The sequence below is a fragment of the Chengkuizengella sp. SCS-71B genome (assembly GCF_040100845.1).
Lineage (GTDB): Bacteria > Bacillota > Bacilli > Paenibacillales > KCTC-33759 > Chengkuizengella.
This window is the reverse complement of the sequence record NZ_JAZHSH010000001.1, coordinates 988,505-1,010,272: the sequence shown is the minus strand read 5'-3', so window position 1 is coordinate 1,010,272 and position 21,768 is coordinate 988,505. Positions and strand designations below refer to the sequence as shown.

The 21,768-nt window shown below is 36.4% G+C and carries 25 protein-coding genes; 6 read left to right on the top strand and 19 right to left on the bottom strand.

Features of this window, described 5'->3' with window-relative positions; translation table 11 throughout:
• Window position 1 precedes the first annotated feature (1 nt).
• Window positions 2–2,671 (bottom strand): peptidase G2 autoproteolytic cleavage domain-containing protein, encoded by a 2,670-nt coding sequence (locus tag VQL36_RS04955; RefSeq protein ID WP_349248252.1) that lies wholly within the window; start codon window positions 2,669–2,671, stop codon window positions 2–4.
• A 265-nt stretch (window positions 2,672–2,936) separates the two neighbouring features.
• Window positions 2,937–3,404, bottom strand: a complete 468-nt coding sequence (locus VQL36_RS04950; protein WP_349248251.1) for a hypothetical protein — start codon at window positions 3,402–3,404, stop codon at window positions 2,937–2,939.
• Window positions 3,405–3,650: 246 nt separating this feature from the next.
• On the opposite strand from VQL36_RS04950, the gene VQL36_RS04945 reads away from it, so the two are divergent.
• Window positions 3,651–3,839 (top strand): tyrosine-type recombinase/integrase, encoded by a 189-nt coding sequence (locus VQL36_RS04945; RefSeq protein ID WP_349251123.1) that lies wholly within the window; start codon window positions 3,651–3,653, stop codon window positions 3,837–3,839.
• Window positions 3,840–4,071: 232 nt separating this feature from the next.
• On the opposite strand, the gene VQL36_RS04940 is transcribed toward VQL36_RS04945, so the two are convergent.
• Complete coding sequence (locus tag VQL36_RS04940; RefSeq protein ID WP_349248250.1) at window positions 4,072–4,230, bottom strand: hypothetical protein; 159 nt, start codon at window positions 4,228–4,230, stop codon at window positions 4,072–4,074.
• A 578-nt stretch (window positions 4,231–4,808) separates the two neighbouring features.
• The gene (locus VQL36_RS04935; protein ID WP_349248249.1) at window positions 4,809–6,086 is read right to left on the bottom strand and encodes a helix-turn-helix transcriptional regulator; all 1,278 of its coding nucleotides are present in this window, start codon (window positions 6,084–6,086) and stop codon (window positions 4,809–4,811) included.
• 600 nt (window positions 6,087–6,686) lie between these two features.
• Between VQL36_RS04935 and VQL36_RS04930 the strand changes: the two genes are divergently transcribed.
• From VQL36_RS04930 to VQL36_RS04920, 3 genes are all read left to right on the top strand, one after another.
• On the top strand, window positions 6,687–6,905 hold the full coding sequence (locus tag VQL36_RS04930) for a transcriptional regulator (RefSeq protein ID WP_349248248.1): 219 nt from the start codon (window positions 6,687–6,689) through the stop codon (window positions 6,903–6,905).
• Window positions 6,906–7,085: 180 nt separating this feature from the next.
• Window positions 7,086–7,964: a thermonuclease family protein gene (locus VQL36_RS04925; RefSeq protein WP_349248247.1), complete on the top strand. Its 879-nt coding sequence runs from the start codon at window positions 7,086–7,088 to the stop codon at window positions 7,962–7,964.
• A gap of 61 nt (window positions 7,965–8,025) precedes the next feature.
• A complete protein-coding gene (locus tag VQL36_RS04920; RefSeq protein WP_349248246.1) occupies window positions 8,026–8,364 on the top strand; it encodes a hypothetical protein in 339 nt (112 codons plus the stop codon).
• Here the strand turns inward: VQL36_RS04920 and VQL36_RS04915 are convergent.
• A complete protein-coding gene (locus tag VQL36_RS04915; RefSeq protein WP_349248245.1) occupies window positions 8,346–8,573 on the bottom strand; it encodes a hypothetical protein in 228 nt (75 codons plus the stop codon). The genes VQL36_RS04920 and VQL36_RS04915 overlap by 19 nt on opposite strands.
• On the bottom strand, window positions 8,573–8,710 hold the full coding sequence (locus tag VQL36_RS04910) for a hypothetical protein (RefSeq protein WP_413789474.1): 138 nt from the start codon (window positions 8,708–8,710) through the stop codon (window positions 8,573–8,575). The genes VQL36_RS04915 and VQL36_RS04910 overlap by 1 nt, the downstream gene beginning before the upstream one ends.
• A gap of 227 nt (window positions 8,711–8,937) precedes the next feature.
• Here VQL36_RS04910 and VQL36_RS04905 point away from each other — a divergent pair, with 227 nt between their 5' ends.
• On the top strand, window positions 8,938–9,039 hold the full coding sequence (locus tag VQL36_RS04905) for a toxin-antitoxin system HicB family antitoxin (RefSeq protein ID WP_349248244.1): 102 nt from the start codon (window positions 8,938–8,940) through the stop codon (window positions 9,037–9,039).
• A 43-nt stretch (window positions 9,040–9,082) separates the two neighbouring features.
• Here the strand turns inward: VQL36_RS04905 and VQL36_RS04900 are convergent, their stop codons facing one another.
• Window positions 9,083–9,685, bottom strand: a complete 603-nt coding sequence (locus VQL36_RS04900) for a hypothetical protein (RefSeq protein WP_349248243.1) — start codon at window positions 9,683–9,685, stop codon at window positions 9,083–9,085.
• A gap of 44 nt (window positions 9,686–9,729) precedes the next feature.
• Window positions 9,730–10,356, bottom strand: a complete 627-nt coding sequence (locus VQL36_RS04895) for a hypothetical protein (RefSeq protein ID WP_349248242.1) — start codon at window positions 10,354–10,356, stop codon at window positions 9,730–9,732.
• 237 nt (window positions 10,357–10,593) lie between these two features.
• On the opposite strand from VQL36_RS04895, the gene VQL36_RS04890 reads away from it, so the two are divergent.
• Window positions 10,594–10,860, top strand: coding sequence for a hypothetical protein (locus VQL36_RS04890; protein ID WP_349248241.1), 267 nt, complete (start codon window positions 10,594–10,596; stop codon window positions 10,858–10,860).
• A 129-nt stretch (window positions 10,861–10,989) separates the two neighbouring features.
• Here the strand turns inward: VQL36_RS04890 and VQL36_RS04885 are convergent, their stop codons facing one another.
• The 11 genes from VQL36_RS04885 to VQL36_RS04835 form a co-directional block, all read right to left on the bottom strand.
• Window positions 10,990–11,241, bottom strand: coding sequence for a hypothetical protein (locus tag VQL36_RS04885; RefSeq protein ID WP_349248240.1), 252 nt, complete (start codon window positions 11,239–11,241; stop codon window positions 10,990–10,992).
• Between the two features lie 3 nt (window positions 11,242–11,244).
• Window positions 11,245–12,030, bottom strand: a complete 786-nt coding sequence (locus VQL36_RS04880) for a peptidoglycan recognition family protein (RefSeq protein ID WP_349248239.1) — start codon at window positions 12,028–12,030, stop codon at window positions 11,245–11,247.
• A 4-nt stretch (window positions 12,031–12,034) separates the two neighbouring features.
• Window positions 12,035–12,268, bottom strand: coding sequence for a BhlA/UviB family holin-like peptide (locus VQL36_RS04875; RefSeq protein WP_349248238.1), 234 nt, complete (start codon window positions 12,266–12,268; stop codon window positions 12,035–12,037).
• Window positions 12,269–12,322: 54 nt separating this feature from the next.
• Window positions 12,323–12,487 (bottom strand): hypothetical protein, encoded by a 165-nt coding sequence (locus VQL36_RS04870; protein ID WP_349248237.1) that lies wholly within the window; start codon window positions 12,485–12,487, stop codon window positions 12,323–12,325.
• A gap of 288 nt (window positions 12,488–12,775) precedes the next feature.
• A complete protein-coding gene (locus tag VQL36_RS04865; protein ID WP_349248236.1) occupies window positions 12,776–12,892 on the bottom strand; it encodes an XkdX family protein in 117 nt (38 codons plus the stop codon).
• Window positions 12,893–12,894: 2 nt separating this feature from the next.
• Window positions 12,895–13,182, bottom strand: coding sequence for a hypothetical protein (locus tag VQL36_RS04860; protein ID WP_349248235.1), 288 nt, complete (start codon window positions 13,180–13,182; stop codon window positions 12,895–12,897).
• Between the two features lie 16 nt (window positions 13,183–13,198).
• Window positions 13,199–15,334: a hypothetical protein gene (locus VQL36_RS04855; RefSeq protein ID WP_349248234.1), complete on the bottom strand. Its 2,136-nt coding sequence runs from the start codon at window positions 15,332–15,334 to the stop codon at window positions 13,199–13,201.
• Between the two features lie 18 nt (window positions 15,335–15,352).
• Complete coding sequence (locus tag VQL36_RS04850) at window positions 15,353–16,426, bottom strand: siphovirus ReqiPepy6 Gp37-like family protein (protein ID WP_349248233.1); 1,074 nt, start codon at window positions 16,424–16,426, stop codon at window positions 15,353–15,355.
• Between the two features lie 11 nt (window positions 16,427–16,437).
• Window positions 16,438–17,070, bottom strand: coding sequence for a hypothetical protein (locus VQL36_RS04845; protein WP_349248232.1), 633 nt, complete (start codon window positions 17,068–17,070; stop codon window positions 16,438–16,440).
• 12 nt (window positions 17,071–17,082) lie between these two features.
• Entirely contained in the window at window positions 17,083–17,946 is an 864-nt protein-coding gene (locus VQL36_RS04840) for a phage tail family protein (protein ID WP_349248231.1), read from the bottom strand.
• A gap of 6 nt (window positions 17,947–17,952) precedes the next feature.
• Window positions 17,953–21,756 (bottom strand): phage tail tape measure protein, encoded by a 3,804-nt coding sequence (locus tag VQL36_RS04835; protein ID WP_349248230.1) that lies wholly within the window; start codon window positions 21,754–21,756, stop codon window positions 17,953–17,955.
• Window positions 21,757–21,768: the final 12 nt, after the last annotated feature.

Sequence of the window (21,768 nt, the reverse complement as noted above, 5' to 3'; positions counted from 1 at the left end):
GTTACTTTACAATAATTAAAATTTGGTTTTCACCTGTTCGTTTTAACACTCTATAACCTCTACCTGCTCTTGATGCAATACCTTCAGCGTTAGGTTTGCAATATCCATCTACTTCACATGTCCCATCGTCCCTTACCAATAATTGGCCAGTTAATCCAACAGCCTCCCACTCTGGTCTTTCTGCTCTTGGAACATACTGCTTATCAGGATCATATTCTGGATTCAGCTTTTGTCTTTTTTCAATTCGCTCATGTGAAATAATGTTACCATTCTCATCTTTTTCCTCTGGAACGGTAACTTCTTCATATAATACACGCCCCCACTCATCCACCATATATCTCTTATTCCATTCATAACCGGAACTACCTGCTAAGAATCCAGGGACAGCACTTGTTACACCTAAGATATAGTTATCTTGATCTGTCGCCTTCCTTATTTTATCGCCTTTTGTTGTGACAAAGTATCCGACATCGATAGGTTTGCCATCCAACGTTTCAAACAACTCAGCAAAATCACATCCTCTACCAGAAGTAATTTTACCTGCAAAACAAGCATCTCCCGTATTTCCATTAATCAAAGCCATTAAGGTTTCATTCACTAAATGCCACGAGTTATCTTCAACCGCTTGACCTGATCGGCCCATAATATGTGCATTCACTCTATTATTTGTATCTGTACCGTTTCCTTCTGCATGAGAGCATTCACCTGATGCAATCGTATTACAACCCTCGGAATGAGAGGCGAAACCTTCCGCTCTTGTATTGTCCCCTTCAGCGTGAGAACAATCTTCTAAGGCTACCGTATCACAACCCTCCGAATGAGAGGCAAAACCTTCCGCTCTTGTATTGCTTCCTTCAGCGTGAGAACAATCTTCTAAGGCTACCGTATTACACCCTTCTGCATGGGAAGCTTCACCAATCGCTTCAGTGTCTAATCCTTCGGCATGAGATGCATCTCCTTCAGATGTCGTTCCATCTCCTTCTGCATGAGAATTTTCTCCGTTGGCTTCAGTAAGGAATCCTTCAGCATGAGAGGCGGATCCTAGGGCTGTCGTACGATTTCCTTCTGCATGGGACGCTATTCCACCGGATGTTGTTTGTTCTCCTTCAGCATGAGAGGATCTTTCAATTGATTCTGTGAAAAATCCTTCAGCATGAGAGAAATCCCCCGATGCTTCTGCTCCTCTTCCCTCAGAGTGTGAATTTTCTCCCGATGCTTCTGTATTATTTCCTTCTGCATGAGAAGCTTCTCCCGATGCTTCTGTATTATTTCCTTCCGCATGGGAAAAATCAGAAAACGAAAAGCTAAGTCTTCCTTCGGCATGGGATGCCACTCCTAAAGAAGTTGTAAGTTCTCCTTCGGCGTGAGAACTCGGACCAGCGGCTAAAGAATCCTCCCCTTCCGCATGAGAGGATGCGTCTGTAGCTCTTGTGCATATTCCTTCACTATGGGAAGCTTCTCCACTAGCTATTGTTTCCAACCCTTCCGCATGAGAAGCAAAGCCCCCTGCTCTTGTATTGCTTCCTTCCGCATGGGAAGCTTCTCTTTCCGCTGTCGTTCCTTCTCCTTCAGCATGGGAATTATCTCCATTGGCTTCAGTAATAAACCCTTCCGCATGGGAAGCTTCTCCTTCGGCTATCGATCCCTCTCCTTCGGCATGGGACGATATTCCTTGGGCTCTTGCACCATTACCTTCGGCATGGGAATTTTCTCCGGTCGCTAAAGTAACAAATCCTTCCGCATGTGCAAAATTTCCGGGGGCTATAGCAAGACTTCCTTCCGCATGGGAAGCTACTCCTTCGGATATCGATCCCTGTCCTTCTGCATGAGAAAAGTCACCAAGAGCCATTGTACGTAGTCCTTCTGCGTGAGATTGTTCACCAGAAGCAACTGTATCTGTTCCTTCTGCATGAGCACCGATACCTGTTGCTGACGTTCCCTCTCCTTCAGCATGAGAATTATCTCCTTGGGCTACGGTATCTCTACCTTCAGCATGAGTATTGTCTCCAGTTGCTTTTGAGTTTCTACCCTCTGAATGCGCATTTTCTCCATCAGCCTGTGTAATATATCCTTCTGCATGACTGTTTAACCCTCTGGCAAGAGAACCTAATCCCTCCGCGGTAGAATTATCCCCTTGCGCTACGGTATCTCTGTTTTGAGCATGCGCATAATCTCCACTGGATGTAGTATTTCGTCCTTCCGAGTGGGAAGCTTCCCCTTCTGCCTTCGTTTTAGTTCCCTGTGAGTGTGAGTAGCTTCCAGATGCCGTTGTACAATCTCCTTCGGCATGGGATTGAATCCCCTTCGCTTTTGAGCTTGCTCCCTCCGCATGGGAAGCTGTTCCAATCGCTTGCGTACCTTCTCCTTCCGCATGGGCATTATCACCTTGTGCTACGGTGTCGTTTCCTTCCGAATGAGAAGAATCTCCACTAGCTGTGGTATTTCTTCCTTCTGTGTGGGAAGCATCACCACTCGCCATTGTGCTTCTGCCCTCAGAGTGTGAAGCATCTCCGCTTGACATTGTATCTCTTCCCTCAGAATGAGAATTCTCTCCGCTTGATCTCGTACTTCTACCTTCAGCAAGAGAATTGTCTCCACTAGCTACGGTATTTCTACCTAACGCTGTGGCGCAATCTCCCGTTGCTTCACGGTTACATTTTCTATTATCCATATATTTCACTTCCTTATATTTTGTAAAGAAGTCATGTTAAATGACTCTATTACAAAATATGAACTCACTAGCTTAAACGAGTGGATGATGACCTACACTCTATGTAAAAAGGCTTCTGCCTATGAAAATTGATTTTTATTAGAAAATATGAAGTAGTTTCCCTCCCCTAGCACAATGGATGATATTTTCCCAACAAAAAAAGAACGTATTTCTACGCCCTTTCTGTTAACCGTTTAACAATAAAATTTTATTTTCAAACTGGTATCTAACATTCAAATACTGTAGCTTTTAGGCTTCTGGAGCCCACAAACACAGGAGTTGGACCTATTACATTTGTACATACAAGATCATACGTATTGATTCCAATGCTTGGATTATTATCTAGTATTGGGAAGTTCGGAAAATTTGTATGTCTACCATCAGGGGCTGGTCCAGTAGGAATATAATCCATTTCATCATTGATTGTTGCAAGAGTCATACCATTGCGCATAACCTCATATTTCACTTCAAATGTTACACTGGTAATAGCACCAGATGGATTAAATACAGCAATTTGAGTCATTGAGTCCAGTGATACCTGTGTTTTCTGTGGTTCTTTAACACATACATCAACAGTAGCTACAACAGTAGGAACAGATTGAATAAGACGAATAACACCTGGACTATCTTCATCATATGGATCATCTACCGAAACGGTATCAGCAACAACAAAAGATCCTTTTTTTAGCCCCATAAACTTACCTCCCAACTTTATACATTAAAATAACATTTCACATTATCTTATGAACAATCTAATGAAGTTGCTTGGACTCTTATCTATGGGCTGGAATGTAAAAAATCAACTGTTATATTTTAAATGATATTTGGAATAATATAAAAGCAAGCTGTCTGTACTAGTCCTTATTAAGGTCATTTCTTAGTAAGGACTTTCTTCATCTGCTTCCCTCCCTAGTGGATTGTCCACTAGGCAGAAGTTCCTATACTCTCTTCCCATGCGTTACGTCATCCCCATGCTGTGCATTTATTAGAAGCTTTAACAAATATAAAATACGTGTCCGAGAGACTAGGACACGCAAGTGTAAAAGTCACAGCAGACACGTATTTTCATGTTACCAAAAAAATTGAAGGTGATGTTTTATCACTGTATGAACAATACATTGAAAATTAAAAACGGACGAAAAACGGACAACCTTTATTTTTCCACCTTCAAACTCTTGATATATAAGGCTTAACCGATACTACCTTCCATTTCGAATTTGATTATTTCCACTTTCGAAACCTTACGACACTATACTAAGATTCCTATAATAGCGGGATTTTATAGGAATCTATTTTCGAAATTTTTCTGTATTTTTATGAAATCACATGGGCAATTTATGGGCAACGTCCATAATTAAATGTTAAAAGTTGTCGCCGAGATAAAATTGGTACGTTTTATTATCTAATTCAACTAAAACATGACTAGGATAGTAAATATCTTTTACTTGTAAAATTGCATTAACGAATAATAACATTTTTCTTTGGTTTATAGTTTCATCATTTGTATATTTCTGATCCATATAGTACCTCTTTCATTATTATTTTGTTAATTACATTATACATTAAACTTAGTATTTTTACGAACATTTGTTCTTATTTTAATAATTTTCATGTAAAATTTGATCTAAAATTTTTAAAAGTGACTTATCGAACAAAGTCGTTTATAATTAATGTGAAATTTTAATTTTTTTTATTTGTCCCTGGTGATTGCTCTCAACAATTATCAGGGATGTCCTATGTATCACCTTCCTTTAAGGAGACTAAACCTATTTAAATTAGATATGAACTTAAATATTCCTTTCTATTCACCCCCTGAATTTCAAAATAATCTCACTTTTGATATCACAACCATTGGGCTTTTCTTTAAGTATAAAAACATTATAATACCTATTGACCAAAAATTGCGTTTCTAAATTTTTTGGTCAATTTTTTGTAAAAACATACAAAAAAAACCTCTCCATATAAGGAAAGGTTTTTTGATGTTTTCTACCAACCGCCGTCAATATCACTTAATAAAGTTACAACCTTAGTGAATTCGGGTGATATGGCTAATGTAATGGCAAAAAAAGCTAAAGATTTGAATAATTTTTTCATGATTTTAACCCTCTTTCTCCAAATAGATATTTAATTTTTTCATAGCCTTAAAAGATTTCGTTTCTTTATTTGTATCATGAATATCAGAAATTATCCATAAACAATCTTTTTCTTTGTCAACAAGATCAACCTTAGCGTAACGTTTTGCTGCTTCTAAACAATAATTTATACCTTTTTCTATTTCATCTGTTAAGATAAAATATTTTCCTTTGTGTTTAAAATAATAACCTAATTCTGCTTTTTTAAATGGGTTAAAACATGGAATGGATAATAGTTTCTCTTCTAACTTGAGAAGTTCTTTAATTGCTGGTAGGTTATTCGTTTTAAAATATAATTCTATTAATTGATTCACCGCGTGTAACAAGGCGAAATCTCCACAATTTGGCAGGGCATCTTCTAGGATAGAAATAGCTAATTGATAATGCCCATTGGCAGAATGTAACAATGATTCTATTAGCTTTACGTTATCTTTTACTTCTGGAAATGAGAATTTCTTATATCGATCTAAATAAGCTTTCGATTGTTTATAGTCACCTACACGATAGTAACCGTTAGATAAAACACCGATAGTGTTCGCCAGCGTTCTAGTATCAGAGATTGTTTCATTCATTGCTTTCATACCCATCTCTACACTCTCTTCAAACTGGTTTGTGTAGTAAGCATGAACCTGTAGCTTATAGTAGAATTCACCTCGTTCTTCACTTGTAAGAAAATCATTGAAAAATAGATTTGCTTTTCCGGATTCATACGTGGAACGAAGTTTAGTAAAATCGTCTCGTTCAATGAGATAAATCCCTAATAAACATCTGGCAATATAAGGCATCATTCCATGTGACTTTGAGTAGCCCGTAATTGTCTTATAGAGGGTCAATCTAACAGAAGGACAACTTACACCTGCTGTCTTGTTATAAAGTTCCTGTACCACCTCTATGCTTTCATCGGTGGGTAATTGGAGTATCTTGGTAGCAACTTTTTCAATTAAGTGGATATTCGCTCCTTTTTTGTGTAGTAAACCGTCCAATTTTGAAAAAAGAATATTAACATTGTCTACGTTTTCTATATATGGCTCTAGTAATTCATCTTCTGGGATGTTTAATATAGAGATAATTTTCTGGAGAGTTTCCCATGCTGGTCGTTTCACTTTCCCAGTCTCAACTCTACATAAACCTGCTTTATCTACATTCACCTTTTCCGCTAATTTCTCTTGTGTCATATCTGCTTTTTCACGATAATGTTTGATCAGTTCCCCCAAAGATAGTCGATTTTCAATCGTTTCAATCATCGATTAAACCCCTCTCATTCTATCTTTTTCAACAAAAAAAAGGTTGAAGGAAACGCTCCCCCACCCTAAATTTTCCAAGAAATGTATTGAAAAAATACAAATTTTTCTATATCATTATTACTGTTCAACGTATAAATTACTTCCAAAACAGGGTGAAGTTTTGGCGGTATGCTGTAAATCTAGTGCTTGTAACACCAGATTTCAGCCGTTGAACTTTTTTATGAAAATTTTTAATATTACATTTTTAGGTTATCATTTACCTTTTATGGTATTAGATAGGGTTATTATAACAAAAAAAACCAGTTCAATTTTTGGGAAATATTTTGTAAAAAATGCTTTTAATTTAGTATATTCTCTTTAAAGTTTCCCAACTCTATGAAAACAGTCTCCTTATCCACTTCAAGCCCTCATTAATAATCTGGATATAAAACTTAATATTAACCTCTACTATAAGCTCATTTTTCATTTTTAAACCTCCTTGGTGTATTTGTTAGAGTGTATGTGGCATGGATTGTCCACTAGTACGGTTTTATTCATATAAATACGTATAAATTTTATAATACTTGTCCAACATGACTATCAAAGGAAAGGATGATAGCCATGTTTGGATTAGGGAAGCCAAGAACAAAGTTGGGTAAATACATTGATAAGAAAAAGATTTCTCAAAAATGGGTAAGTGAAAATTTTGGATTAAACAAAGAGACAGTTTCCAAAATGTGTTCTGATGAATACCACAAACCAAATCGAAGCACAAAACACAGGGTAGTTTCAGGGTTGAGAAAAAAAGGAGAGGAAGTGGAGGAATCGGATTTTTGGTGAGTTGTAAAACATTACACACTTGATATAAACGAGTAGAACTACATTATAACTAATGTATGTTTATGGGTTAACCACTGACTTAATGTCGGTGGTTTTTTATTGGACTTTTACACTATTTACATTAGTTATAAAATGTGAAAAGATAAAAACCTACTTACAAATTATAGGGATGGTAATTATATGAGGATATTTTATATTTTTTTAGTTTTTTTAATTTTGGTAGGTTGTTCAAAAACCATAACTATTGAACCTACGCAGCAAGAAAGTACTACGGATCAGCAAAAACAGTTAATTAATGCAACAATTAATGATGTAGTGGATGGGGATACAATCAAAGTTAATCTAAATGGCAAAAAAGAAACAATTCGATTGCTATTAGTAGATACTCCCGAAACAGTACACCCAAGCAAGGCAGTTCAAGCTTTTGGACCTGAAGCTTCAAACTTTGCAAAAGATATGTTACCTGTTGGATCAGAAGTACAGATTGAAATAGATGTATCTGAACGTGATAAATACGGTAGATTACTAGCATATCTCTGGGTAGATGGAAAAATGTTTAATGAGATGTTGCTAGAAAAAGGACTTGCTAGAGTCGCTTATATTTATCCTCCTAACGTCAAATACGTTGATCAGTTTAAGGAGATACAAGAGAAAGCAAGGCAAGAAAGCATAGGGATATGGTCTATTGAAAATTACGTTCAAGATGATGGATTTATAGATAATAAAATAGAGAAAAATGAGGCAATTGTAGAGGATTCACCTGTTCAAATAACAGAAGTAAATTTAGAGGAAGAATACATAACGATTATGAATAATGATAGTACTGATATGGATATGACTGGATGGAGTGTTTTAAGTGTAGAAGGAGATCAACGTTTTGATTTCCCTGACTCGTATACCATTAAAGCTGGAGAAGCAATTACAATTTGGTCAGGTGATTTTTCCAGAGGTGTATGGTCCATTGACTTATATTGGACAGAGCAAAATATTTGGAATAACAACGGTGATCCAGCTCAATTGATTAATGCAGATAATGTCATAGTTGATATAGAGGGATAAATAAATTAAAAATATATACAGATGTGTTTTTTTACATTTGTATATAGGAGGTATTGATACAGTGAATTTGGAAACTCTTCCTTCTTGGTTTTGGTTAATGTATTATCTTTTTTTACTAGTCACAATTGCAGTGGCAATCCATTCTATTACAAAAAGAAAAATTACAATTTTATCAATTATTACTATAATTACTACTATTACTCTTCCACCTGCTTTTATTATAGAAGCTATGGGAAGATATCCGGGGCTTAACGAATTTGAATTTTTAATTATTCAGCTACAAGAAGGATATAAATCATCTGCTTACGTTGCTTTATGTCACTTAATGTTAGTAGTTTGGTGGGTTACATATATTTCTGTTTTAATTACGGGAAAAAGAAGTCAAAAAGGCGAATCATAATCCCTAGTATATATGATCTTAATGTTTTGGGTATTACCATCTTTACATTCTATATATCCACCTCTAACAAGTCCGTTTAATACTGAACGGACTGTTTTCTCATCTTTACCTGTTTTGATTTCTAGTTCAGGAATGGTTGGCATTCTACGTTTTGAATGTGAAAAGTTATACAAGATTCGTAATACCTTTCGTTCAAGGTCTGTAAGCATCACGAAACCCCCACGATATCATCAAACTTAATCCACTCATATTCACTCTCAAACTCTAGTTTAATTTGTTTTAATTGGGTATCAAATTTGGTTACTGTGCCAGTTTTAAACGCATTCTGACCAAAAGCTCTGAACAACTCAATTGTGATTTCTGATTTATCATTTTTTGAGTTTTTTATTCTTTAAAATGTATATAAGTGCTTTTTAAAGCTACTTCGAGATATTGTTTCCTAAGTAATTTAATTTTATTCTTTAGTTTATGAAGAAGGTGCCATAATTTTTAAGGTCTAATATTCAATTAATAAAAAAAGTAAAAAATCAGAAAGATTCTTAGTAAATACAACTGACTGAGGACAGCGGTAAAATGTCTCCTAAATCGTTACATAAGAAATTAGCCATCCAAGCAGAACATAAAGAAATCTCGCTCAATCAATATATGCTGCATAAACTAAGCCGCCCCAATTAAGGAACGGCTCATATATACTCAATATAGTATAAGTTTCTCATTACTATTCATCAGTCATATTATTATTTTCTAATCTCCAATATAATCCTTGTACAGGTTTTGTATCAGTATCCCCTAAGCTATAGTGTTTATCAGCACTTGGATCTAAAGAATAAACTTTATTATCAGAAATCAAGTTTACCATTTCCCCATCTTTAACTTCTCCGACTATTTCTATAAAACCTTTAAATTTTGCATCGTTTTGATCTAACATTTCTTGAATTATTTTCTTATCATAAAGCTGACCGTCTATTGGACGTGCTGTAAAAGTACTTCTTGTTTTTTCCTCTTGAATTGCTCTTCCAACAATTTGAATAGCGTTTATATTATAATCTTCAACTATTTTTGTAAGTTGATTATAATTTAATGGTTTTCTAAATGTAACTGTTACTAAAATATTTTCTTGATCATCAACTTCTTTTGACAAAGTATTAATTGATCTCGATAGTTCCTCTTTATACTCTCTAATTTGACTTGTAGATCTTACATCATTAATTTTAAGCTTCTCCTGCTTAGCAGCAACATTTTGATTATTTTCTAGCATGAAGGTACTACCAACGAGAATCGTTAAAGCAAGAGCAGAAGATACTATTGTTATTTTTTTCATTTTCATTCTCCCTTATAATTTAGTAATTTAAAATCATTCTCTCATTAATTAATAAAAGGATAATTCCTCGTCAAATGTTCGTCGTAATACTTTGTATTGTATTCCCCTACTAATCTATCAGGAATCCAATTATAACTACTTACTGCAGATGTAAAGTGAAATTTGACAGGATCTGTAGCAATTACATCATATACTTTAAAATAAGCTTCAAATCGATAATCTTGATAGGCAACCATTTCAAGAGGACTTGTAGATACAACTTCTGTTTCCTCATCATATCCATTGTTAAATACTCCATCATTATCTATATCAAATTTTGGATCAGGTAAGTCTGTATAATAATAATCAATAGCATCTACTGATTTGTTGTCTCTTGGTGTCGCAGTAATATCCATTGTATAATAATATCTATTATTATTATAATAATTATGAACTGCATTCATTTGTGAACTTGTAAAGTTAAACCTTACCTTTGGTGACACTTTAAACCATCCATCACTATCAACATATTGGTACATAGACGTATTTCCAAAACTAGGAGAATAAGAACCTTCAGAAGTATACCAAGATACACTATCCGACCAAGTACCAGCATAAGTTTTAGGAACTATATTTGAAAGGGACAAAATTAAAGTAAATGATAGAATTAAAATAAATCTAAAGTTTTTCATTAAAAAGTTTCTCCTCTAAAATAAATATTTTAGGTGCGCACCTAATTGACTCATACAAAGTTATCACCTATAAATTTTTGTGTCAATTATAAAATATTTACATATATGGGTCACTATTCAAAACCATCTATTACCTCTTTACTTCTTCTTCTTACTAACCTTAAACTAAAATATATGTAGAAAAATTTAATTTCTATCTATATTGATTTCATTTTGATTTGGAAGGAGAACTGCCCTATGAGAATAATCTACCGCTCTATTTTTCCAGTCGTAATTCTCTCTATTGGAATTATGATGTTATTAAAGGGAGCACAGTTATGGTCGCTTGGAGATAATGTTGATGGAGATGGAATAGGAATTACTTTTTTACTTTTTGAGATAAATGATACTGTACATACAGCAGATATCCCAAAATACACAAATGGATTTTTTGTTGCAGGTTTAATAACAATTGTTATTTCATTTGGTTTTTTATACAAAGCTGTACGAAATTTAAGACATTAATGAAAGTAAGTTTCCCTGAGCAACTTAACTATCGGTGGGGGAAACTTACCTCCTCACCAATTGCATATCCCACTATACAATCTCAACTCCAAATTTTAAAAAACCTCACTTAACAAATAGTGAGGTTTTTTATCTCCATTTTTTTATCTGCACTGTGTTCTTTGCACCACTCCATAATCCACTAGCAGCCAATCCCATTACTATGCCTACTAGAATAGCTTGTTTTGGATCACCAGGAGCCACATAAAAAATACCAGTTGCTATCCCTAATACAAGAGAAAAAACTGGTAATAATTTAACTCCTAATCCTAATTGTTTTGCAAGATGAACTAGTGCAACGATGACAGGGACAATTGCAAAATCATAAACTTGAAAATCCATATTTTATATTCCACCTTCCAATTTTTTATTTTCACTTAATCGATCTAACATGACAAAGAATAACCAAGGTATGTCCTTTAAAACCTCGTCAGGCTTGTCCTCTACTTTCTTTTTCCATTCATCAACATCATGAAGTAATTCTTTCTCATTTAAGTTTTCAATAGATTGATGAGCCATTTCTATCTGCCATTTTTTTAGCTTCAAAATCAATTCCTCCCTCGGTAAACAATCATAGTATTCTTTGACTACATCTTGTAATAACTGGTCATAAGATTTACCCATTTTAGAAAGTGCGTTTTGTGGATCTGTTTTACGCTGTGGATCAAGGATATGATGTCCAATAATTGCTTTAGCAGGATCTAGTCCAAATTTGTGACAGATATAAGCAATTACCCATACATACCTTTTATAAGCTTCTTCATTATTAATACTGCCTCTCTTATGAGAAAAACAAAGCTCAACACCTGCTGCTATATCATTCGCATCATCACCAAATATTTGATTATCCAAAGGTTTTTGATATAGCACATGCCATGCCTTTTCTGGTGTATCTGTAAGCAAAGGAATGCACTCATAAATACCTATGTCATCAACAAAAATATGAGCAGATGCAGACATAACATTGTTTGAGTTTTCGTAGTATTTAATATTTTGTAAAGCTGTGGAACCATCATTCCCTGTGTCGTGAGCAACAATAAATCCTACTTTTGGCATTTTGATTCCTGATCTTCTTTTTGTGCCTTTAGTGAGGTATTTTTTTTTGATGGGATATTTCATTTTGAAGGTCATATTTTCACTTCCTTCCTGACATTTTCTCTTTCAATTGACGTAGTTCATCAATAATCATGTCGTACTTTTCACTAAACTTTTCTAATGTACTAATCAACTGACCTTCCCTTTCCTTATGTGACTCAATTAGTTTATCCTCTCTTTCTTTGCTATTTCTCATTACATAGATAAGCAACCAAACAAAAAGGACCGCAAAGGGTCCCTGAGTTAAAAAATATTGAATGATATTTAATTCCAATCTATCTACCCTCCTTATGTTAGGTTTAATGGATTTACGGGGAAGTCGGCAACTCTAAAACCTCGAAGGTCCTAGTTCATCAAGTATTGGTTCACGTTGGGATAGTAATGGATTAAGTGAATCATATCTCGAACCTCCACTTGCAGCAACTAAAATAATAACTAAAAGAATGAATAGTACTAGAACTAAAACAGCTCCAGAACCACTGTGTCCACTCATATTAACAACTCCTTCCTATAATGTAATATATACTATGTTAAATAATCTATTTTGATTAGACGTGTATCCTAGGGTAAGTACACATTTTTCATAGATTAAAACCCCACTATATAAATAGTGAGGTTTCCGTAGAAGGATTCTATGAGTGCGTAATAGTTCTTCCTTATATTCTATGTTTAAACCCTTCATTTTGGTATAGACAAGTGACTTGATTGTTTGAAAATGTGCTATTATACCAGTGTCTACTATAATTAAAAAAGAACCAATATTTTGAATTGGTCCTTATCATTATCCTTTGATCAAATTAAACTGAGCTTGTGTAATCCAGCCTTTATTCACTGCATTTTGTAATCCTGCCTCATTCAATCGTCCAGCATCATATAATCTTTTTAGTGTTTGAAACATCTTTAAACACCTCCTGCTAATGAATCTAAAAGGATCATATCGACGGTTTCTTTTAAATTCTCTAATTCTTCATCAGTCGTTAATGGAACATCTACATATTCATACCATAATTCAGAAGTTAGTGGATTTACATATAATACCCCTCTTTTCCCCTGTTCCTTGATCGGTTCGGGAATGGATTCTACCTCTATCCCTTCTGCTCGTTTACTAGCAGGAAGTAAGTGAGGTTGGTGATGAATCACTCCTACTTTCCCTCTTTCTGCGGTTTCTCTCTCATAGAATACTAACATATTAAAACCTCTCCTTTTATATTGTTATGGTCACACTTTGTACGATTTTAACTAATCGATCATTTGTTGATGAATAACGCATTGCACAATAAACTTCCCCACTTTTACCGATACTTAAATCTCTACTTGTATGACTGAGTGTATACGTCCAGACTAAAGCACCATCACTCGTAAATTTAGCTAATGTCTTGTTGCTGACTGCAAATACATTCCCATATCGATCGGTCTCAATCCCATCCACATCGGAATCAAAAAGGTGTTCCCACTCTTTTACTGCTGAGGATGATCCACTAAATGTAGATAATTTGTTATTGGTCCCCCCTGCATGAACCCTACCTGTCATAGGATTGGTTGCAACGGACATCTCTTTAGTATTTATATTGTAAGTATAATCAGCATCCCCATCATGCTGCCCATACTTGACCAGAAGACCATCTTCCCCCACACTGTAAAATGAACTTGAACTTGGGGCGACGGATGTAATTATCCCTGTATGCGTTGAATCTGAGGAAAGGATGACACTTAAATCGGGATTATACAAAATGATTCTTTCCGTTGATCCTGAATCAGCGATATACACTTTCCCTCTTTTATCTACAGCGATACTGTGAACATCGCCACCAGATACACTGGAATGGGATTCAATCAGACTCCCATCGACTGCATTTAACCGTTTGACTTCTGTACTGCTATCCCCACCCACATATAACACTTGCTCTGTTACATCTAAAGCGACCGTTCGAGCTGCGTGGGTTGAGCTATACAGATGGGACCAACGTGGATTTCCACTTGCATCAACACTTTTTACCCATCCTGTAAGATCACACACATAAGCATTTCCTTGTTTATCCGTCACAATCTCTTGAATATCATCTGTCCCCGCACTGACGTTATAATGTTCGTCAAACGATTCTATCATGGTGAGGGGAAAAGGATTTGTTGGAATTTTAAGGAGATCCACCATCGCTCCCCATAAGTTATCCTGACTATCAAAAACAAATTTATAAGGACTGGAAGTGTAATTTTGAAATGTCCAATCTTGATACACACCGTCAGAATTTAGTTTGTGAATCTCTCCTGCGCCTCCAACATAGATATGATGCTCTCGATCAACCCCTATTGCTCTTAAAGTGGTATCACCCACAATCTGATCGAAAACAAGCTGATTGTCAGCATCTACTCTAACCACATGATTTCCATGGATGAAAATAATATCCTTTTCAATCAAGGAAACATCGTAAATGCTATTCTCACTCTCTATATACTCCCAAAACATACCCCCATCTACTTGAACCTTTGTTAAGATGTTTCTAGCGCCATGATAAACATATCCGCTTTGATCTACGACAAGCCCCCTCTGTGAGCCTGAAACTAATGATCTTTCAAACACAATATTTCCTGCTGCATCCACTTTATAGAATTTTTCTGGGTTTGTATCGGATAGAATAAACGCACTTTCATCGGCGTGATATACCCCTGCACCTCTCACGGAACCAGGAGCACCCTCCGTCCATACTACCTCTCCTGTCACACCGTTTACTCTCGCAATGGAGGAGGATAGTCCAACTAATAGGTCACCATTTGGGTAAAAAGATAATTCGTAATAAGAATTAGTAGATACTGCGGACTCCCAGAGAATATTTCCGTTTGCATCCATCTTGGAGAGGAAATCATCAGCTCCACCAAAACAAACATGGTCATCGTTATCAATCAAAACCGTGTATACCGAACTATTGGAATATACGGTTTCAAAGTCTCTCGCTTCTTTCCCTATTAATTCCTCAAAAGTTGCTCCTGTTATTGTTTTTTTAATCCCTCGAATATCTTCTGCTAGCTTGCTAAACTCGTCACTACCTGTAGTATCCTTACTTGAATCCACTTCGACAATGGCGGCAGCGACTTTGTGTTTACCATTATCGAAAGAGGACTTTAAAACATCAATTTCCTCCTGAACATTGGAATTATTGGAAGTTCGTATGTTTTCAGCACTGAGGTCAATGTTTGCTATAGTTTCATTAATCTGAATGATTTCTTCTTCTAAGTTGTTACTGTTTTGCAATGTAACATTTTCTGCCTTTGTTTTAGGATGCAGGTCATCCCAATCTGTATTGGTTGCATTTCTTTGTTTCATTTGAATATTTTTATCTGCCACAATGTAACCTCCTTTTCATTAAAGGATTGTATTTGAAATCGATTTTTTGATTTTATCGATCAGTGTTGGTGTACTCTTCCCAAACGTAGCCTCTAATCGAAAGCCACTCGGTTCATAGATTTCTTTGATTTCTGGAATCGGAGTATCTAACGTTATACCTAACTTTTGATCTTGAATCGTTACCCTATCCCCTAAATCCCAATCCTTTTCATATTCAAATGGTCCATGAGTGAGTATTTCAGCTTCAAAGCTAAACACTTTCTGCAATTCTTGCAGTTTTTGATTCCCACGAGTCGTTAAGTTAACCGCCTCTTCTAGGTCTCTGGCATCGATAAACGTTTCTACTCGCTTAAACCCTGTCGATTCCCCAACCTCTGCAATCGCTCTGTTTGCCCCTTCTCCTTGCCCACCTACAAAAGCTGTATTTTTGGTTCCCATACTGCTTTCTATAAACGTATGACTTTTGATGTTGTCAAAGTGGGTAGAAAAAATCACAGGCGGAATCTCGTTTTGAGATACAGTTCGATTTGTTGGTTCAAACACTTCAAACTTCCATGTTTGTTGCTGGAAATCTAATACAATATCCCACCCTAAACCTGATGTAAAAGCAATGGCTTCTAATTCTTCTGCAAGATTTTTATACCTGGACTGCCATTCGACAACTGGTCCCCGCCCTTGATCATCCGCCATGATGAGATTTGGAATCACTCGGCTTGAAATGGAATCCACTGCGTTTTGTCTGACATAATGTTTTAGAACTGATTCAGCATTCGAATTTAGTTTGTCGTAAGCTTCTCCATCTGGTGGGACGGTGATCCGTCTACTCAATATACCTTGTAAAGTATATCCTCTCACCATTAATTGCTCCGTGTTTTCTTGTTTGATTTCCCGATGTCTGATCACACCCACTTTATTCGTACTTAACACAATGAAGTGATCCTCTTGTAATGTTTCCGTGTTGTTTTTATTTAGATTAATGTGAAGTTCAAACTCTCCAGGTCGTTGAAAACGTCTAGTAAATTGTAAACTTTCGTAATCGTCTATCTCACCTAAAAATACAAATGAGGGAGTCATGACTTTGATTGGTTGCACGTTATCACCACCTAGATTGATTTAATCCAAATATCCCCTGTTATCGCATTTTGAGGTTCATTATCCCCAATCAAAATCCTTGCCCCTATTTCATTTTGCACTCCACTAAACCACTCATTCCACTGTCTTTGTAATTCATCTGTGGGCACAGTAATCAGTGAGGAAACTAACCCGCAGACCTCCTCATTAAAACGTTCATCCGTGATGGAATGGATGGTCGTTTCTCCTGCATTGATTTTGATTTGTGCTAGACTCATTTCATAAACAATGTCATCCCTTTGTAATATAGGAGGTAAAGGTGTAGTTGCAGGTACTCCTTTCTTTATCCCTGCTTTAATTTCCCTTGCATTTATATCTCTATCCAGCTTTAAAACAATGCGGTCAATGCGTGGGTTTGTAGCATCGGCTGCATCATGGATAAATACCATCTCTTCCGTGTTTTCATACATAAAACCTTCGAGATAGGCTGAACCTGTTTCAAGTTTCGTTTGTAGACCAGAGACATGAGTGATTCCCAAAGATGGTTGATGATTTTGATGGTACAGTCCACTCGTTAAAAACTGTTTAAAATACGTTGCAAAAACTTCCATGTCATACTGTCTATCCCCATCCACACTATTAAAAAAACTAGATTTTTCTGCCATCATGACACCTCCTTACACACTTAAATATCGGTTTCTCCATGCAATGGTCACTCCTGCACTTTCATATTCCTGCCCTGTAGAATAATCAATCAAATTATTACCTACTCCTAGTTGAAAAAATGTACTGTCTAAACTGACAAAGTGAAACGCATTGCTACGTACTCCAACGGATGAAACCTTCTCCACTTTCTTTTGTCCAAAAGCTGTGTTGATTTCCAAAAGCTCACCCTCAGATAAATCCTGATTCACTTCCATAAATTCACCTGTGGTCACATTTTCAACTCGAATGGGTGCAGTGGCTGGACCTTCAAAAGCAATTCGTATTGGTGTTTCCACATGTCCTTCATTAATTAAAATTTTTGACTTTGATTCAGATTGTTCTGCAAAGGTAGTGGGTAACTCAAGTGGGAACTCTAACCCACCCTGCCAAATCACAAGCTGATCTACTTGTTCTTCTGTTGTCCAAAATGGGCTAGGACAAATCAGATCAATGATGACTTTTTGAAAACGGTTTGTCCGATTGTCTAATCCGCTAGGATAAGTAGGTACATGTTCAGAAACCGCATCAATCCACCTTGTAACCCGATCATTTTCATATTTTAAAACGCCCTTCACCTTTGGATTAAAGACACTAGACAACAACTCTCGTTTTGCTGATATATCATTCCTATTCGTCCCCAAAATCGTGACCTCAATAGGGATAAACCTCTCGGTAAGTAGGGACTGAATATGTGTACTACCATCTTGATAAGGTGCTTTTTGGGTTTGAATATCTGCTTCAACATCACCTAAACCCTCTATTTTAGACAGCAAAAAAGGAGCTCCTCCAAGCTCCACAGATAAGCCATTTGTATTTGTAAACGTGATTTTTTGCAAAGCAGTTTACCCCCATTCTAACCCGAGTTGTCTAAGTGATTGTTGTTGTTTCCTTGCCACTTGTGCAGGCGAATCTACAGGCATATGAAAATGATTCGTTACATTCGTGCTAAAATTTTTATTTGTTGCATTAGATATTTGCTGACTTTGACCGAAATTAGGACCTCTTGGAATGGTAGCCTGTGCCATGTTGTTTGTGGCTCCAATCACTGCGTTGATATTGCGCTCCATCCCTTCAGCTAAACCGATTGGAATCCATTTTCCTACATCCATCATAACCCTTGATGGTGAATGAATATCTAAGGCATCTTCCATCACCCTCTTGACTACGTTAGCTATTTCTCTTGCTTTGCTAATGACTTTGGATTTCATTGCATTCATTCCATCAATTAAACCCTGCATTGCATCTTCACCAACACTTGGCAACTGATCTTTTAAAGCTACAAATTCAGTTTTCACATCATTACGGATTTCTTGTGTTTTAGTTGTAAATTCACCTTTCAACTCTACCAATTGCTCTGTGGTTTTCTCATTCAATAATTGAAGATTTAACGCTGTATCATCACGCAAACCAGTAAATGTTGTGTTAGTACCTCCGCGAATTTCTTTGACCTTTAATGCAAATTCATTCCGCACACTTTCAAGTTGCTGTGAAGATGTATAATGTAACTGTTGTATCTGTGTCTCTGTATCAGAGCGTAAACCGCTCAGTTCAACATGTGCTTGTTTCCTTGCTAGACTACTCTTCTCTTTCCACAATGCCTCGTATTTGACTAATTCTTCACCCGTTAAATTCAATAACGCTGCAATTTCTGGTGCTGCATTGGGACCCATTTGTCTTAATTCTTCCAGGAGTCCTTCATCTATTCCACGTTTGGCTAATTGACCTATGTTATCCGACCAAGTTTCTAAATGGTTCACTTGACCTTCTAAATTTTTAATCAGTTCTTTTCCTGTAATATCTGCTGTAGTCACTACTTCTTCAAATAACCCTTTGAAATCATAAATAGATTTGGATCTTTCTTTAACTGCTTTTTCATATACTTCATTTAAGCGTTGTTCTTCTTCTTCGATGTTCGCGTTAATTTCTTGAGTCTGTTTTAAAAACGCTTCACTCGCTGTATTTAACTTTGAATAGATTTCTTTACGTACATCAAAGACATTTTGTTCGGCTAGTATTCGTTCATCTGTACCCTCTTTAAAAAGCCTTGTCGCTTCACTCCATATGGCAGCTTCTTCCGTTAGTGTTAACTGTTCTAGTTTGACTTCTTGATCTACCCATTTTTTAATGTTTTTGTATCTATCTTCTGCTGAATCTCCTACAATGGATTCTAGTTTATGCAAGTTTTTCTTAGTGATTTTAATTACTGGATTGATGTCTGGAATAATCGACTTAGAAAGTAGTTCTGCTTGCTTTTCGATGTCCTCTTGTGTAGCTTCAATGCCATCTACAAAACCTTTTCCAGCCCATTCTCCTAATTCTCTCATGACTCTGGATGGTGAGTTAATTCCTAGAAGGTCTTTAACCCAATTCGGCAATGTTTCAGCTAATTCTTTAGTCTTTTCGATCACCTTATCTTTCAAGCCACCAATCCCATCAATAAACCCTTGAATAGCATCTTTCCCCATTTCAAACAAAGTGTCACCTAACCCTGAAAAATACTCATTGATGTTATCCCATACGTTCCAAAAGGTTTCCTTTACAGTTTCCCAAGCACCTTCCCAATCCCCTTGAAAAACCTTTATAAAGGTTTGGATAATACCCATAATGATGTCTGTTACATTGTTGATTGTAACTTTCATGCTCTCCCAAACAACTTCAACAACACCTTTAATAATGGGCCAAACGGTTTGAAATATCGTTTGGATATATGACATGGCTACTTCTATCGCCTCAGAGATATAAGTAGTGAAAACATTAACTATTTCCATAATACTCTCGCCATTTTCATCCCAAAAGCCTTTTATTTTCTCAAGTTGTTCGTTGAAAAATCCAGTTACCGCACCCATGACTTGTCGAACTATATTACTTATAAATCCTAATGCTGTACTAAAAGCACTCTTGATTCCATCCCATATTTTTTTTACACCATCTCTAAAGGTTTCATTCTTTTTATACAAGGTTACAAATATAGTAATTAATCCTGCTATGGCTGCCACTGCAATTCCTACAGGTCCTGTAATAGCTGCTAATACAGCAGAAAATCCCCCTGCACCTCCAATAGCCGAAATAACAGGTGTTATCACTGAAATTATAGAACCAATTGAACTAACCAATGTACCTATCACGACAAGTAGTGGTCCTATCGCTGCTGCTATACCGCCTATAACTAATATCAATTTTTGTGAACCTAAATCCAATTCGCCAAATTTACGGACAAGACCAGTGAAAAACTCTAAAAACTCGTTAATAATAGGCAGTAGATGTTCTGAAAGAGCAATGCTTACCCCTTCTAAAGCAGATTGGAATTCCTTGAATGCTCCCTTAGTATTACCATTCATTGTATCAGCCATCTTTTTTGCTGCACCATCTGCGTTAAACAGCATTTGTGTATTTTTACCAAGGGTATTTGACCCTGCTTCAAGTAACACCGCCCAATGTTTATATGCTTCTGAACCAAAAATCGTAGCCAGTGTTGCTGCTTTTTGTTCTTCACTCATTTCATGGGTTGCATTCTGCAAATCTCCAACTAAATCAGGAAGTGGTTTCATCTTTCCTTCAGTATCAAAAAAGTTCAAACTTAATACTTCCATTAACCCAGACATTTTTCCAGTTGGTTTTGCTAAACGCGTTAAGCTGGTTGAAAATGCAGCACCTGCTTTTTGTCCTTGAATCCCTGCATCCGAAAGTGACATGACTGCGGCTGTGGATTCCTCAATCGACCATCCAAGTGATTGTGCAGACGGAGCTAGATAAACCATGGCTTCACCTAGTTGTTCAACACTCGTATTGGCTGATGATGCTGCTTTTGCGATTACATCTGAAACATGTCCCGTTTGAGATGCTTCTATTGCAAAAGCACTCATGATATTTGACGTTATATCTGCGGCAACACCTAAATCCAAGGCACCGGCTGCTGCAAGATCGAGTAACCCAGGCATAGATGATAATATCTCCTGTGTTTCAAATCCGGCCATTGATAGAAATTGCATCCCTTGTGCTGCCTCTGTAGCTGAAAATTGAGTTGTTGACCCCAATTCCTTTGCTTGTTCTTCAAGTTTAGATAAATCTTCACCGGTTGCCCCACTGATAGCTTGGACTTTCGACATAGATTCTTCGAAATTCACACCGACAGCTATAATCCCAGCACTCAACGCTGAAATCGGAGCCGTTAATTTTAGGGATAAATCTTTACCTATACTACTTAATGAACTTCCTGTTTTTTTGAGAGAGTTCGTCACTTCATCCATTTGTTTCTCTAACTTTTTCCATGTGTTGGTTTGGTCTTCGATCTTTGCATTAACTTTATCTAATTCTTTTCGAGTGCTGTTCATGGCAGAAACGGTTTTGTTATATCGAATTAGAAGATTTTCAGTTTCTCTAGCTTCTTTTCCCTTTGTCTTTACGCTTTCTTCGTATTTATCACGAAGAGTTCTTACTTTTTCAGACTGCAATTGAAGTTTGGTAGAAAGATTATCCGATATAACTTTCAAGTCATCAACACTTGATCCAAACCCATCTACACTCGTACTTGCAACCTTAAATTCGCTTTCTACAGCTTTTAATTTTCTATTTATGTCTGTAATACTTTTTGTAAATTCAGCACTATCCAATCCAAGATTAACCTTCAGCGCTCCTACTTCTTCCATTCATTCACCTCC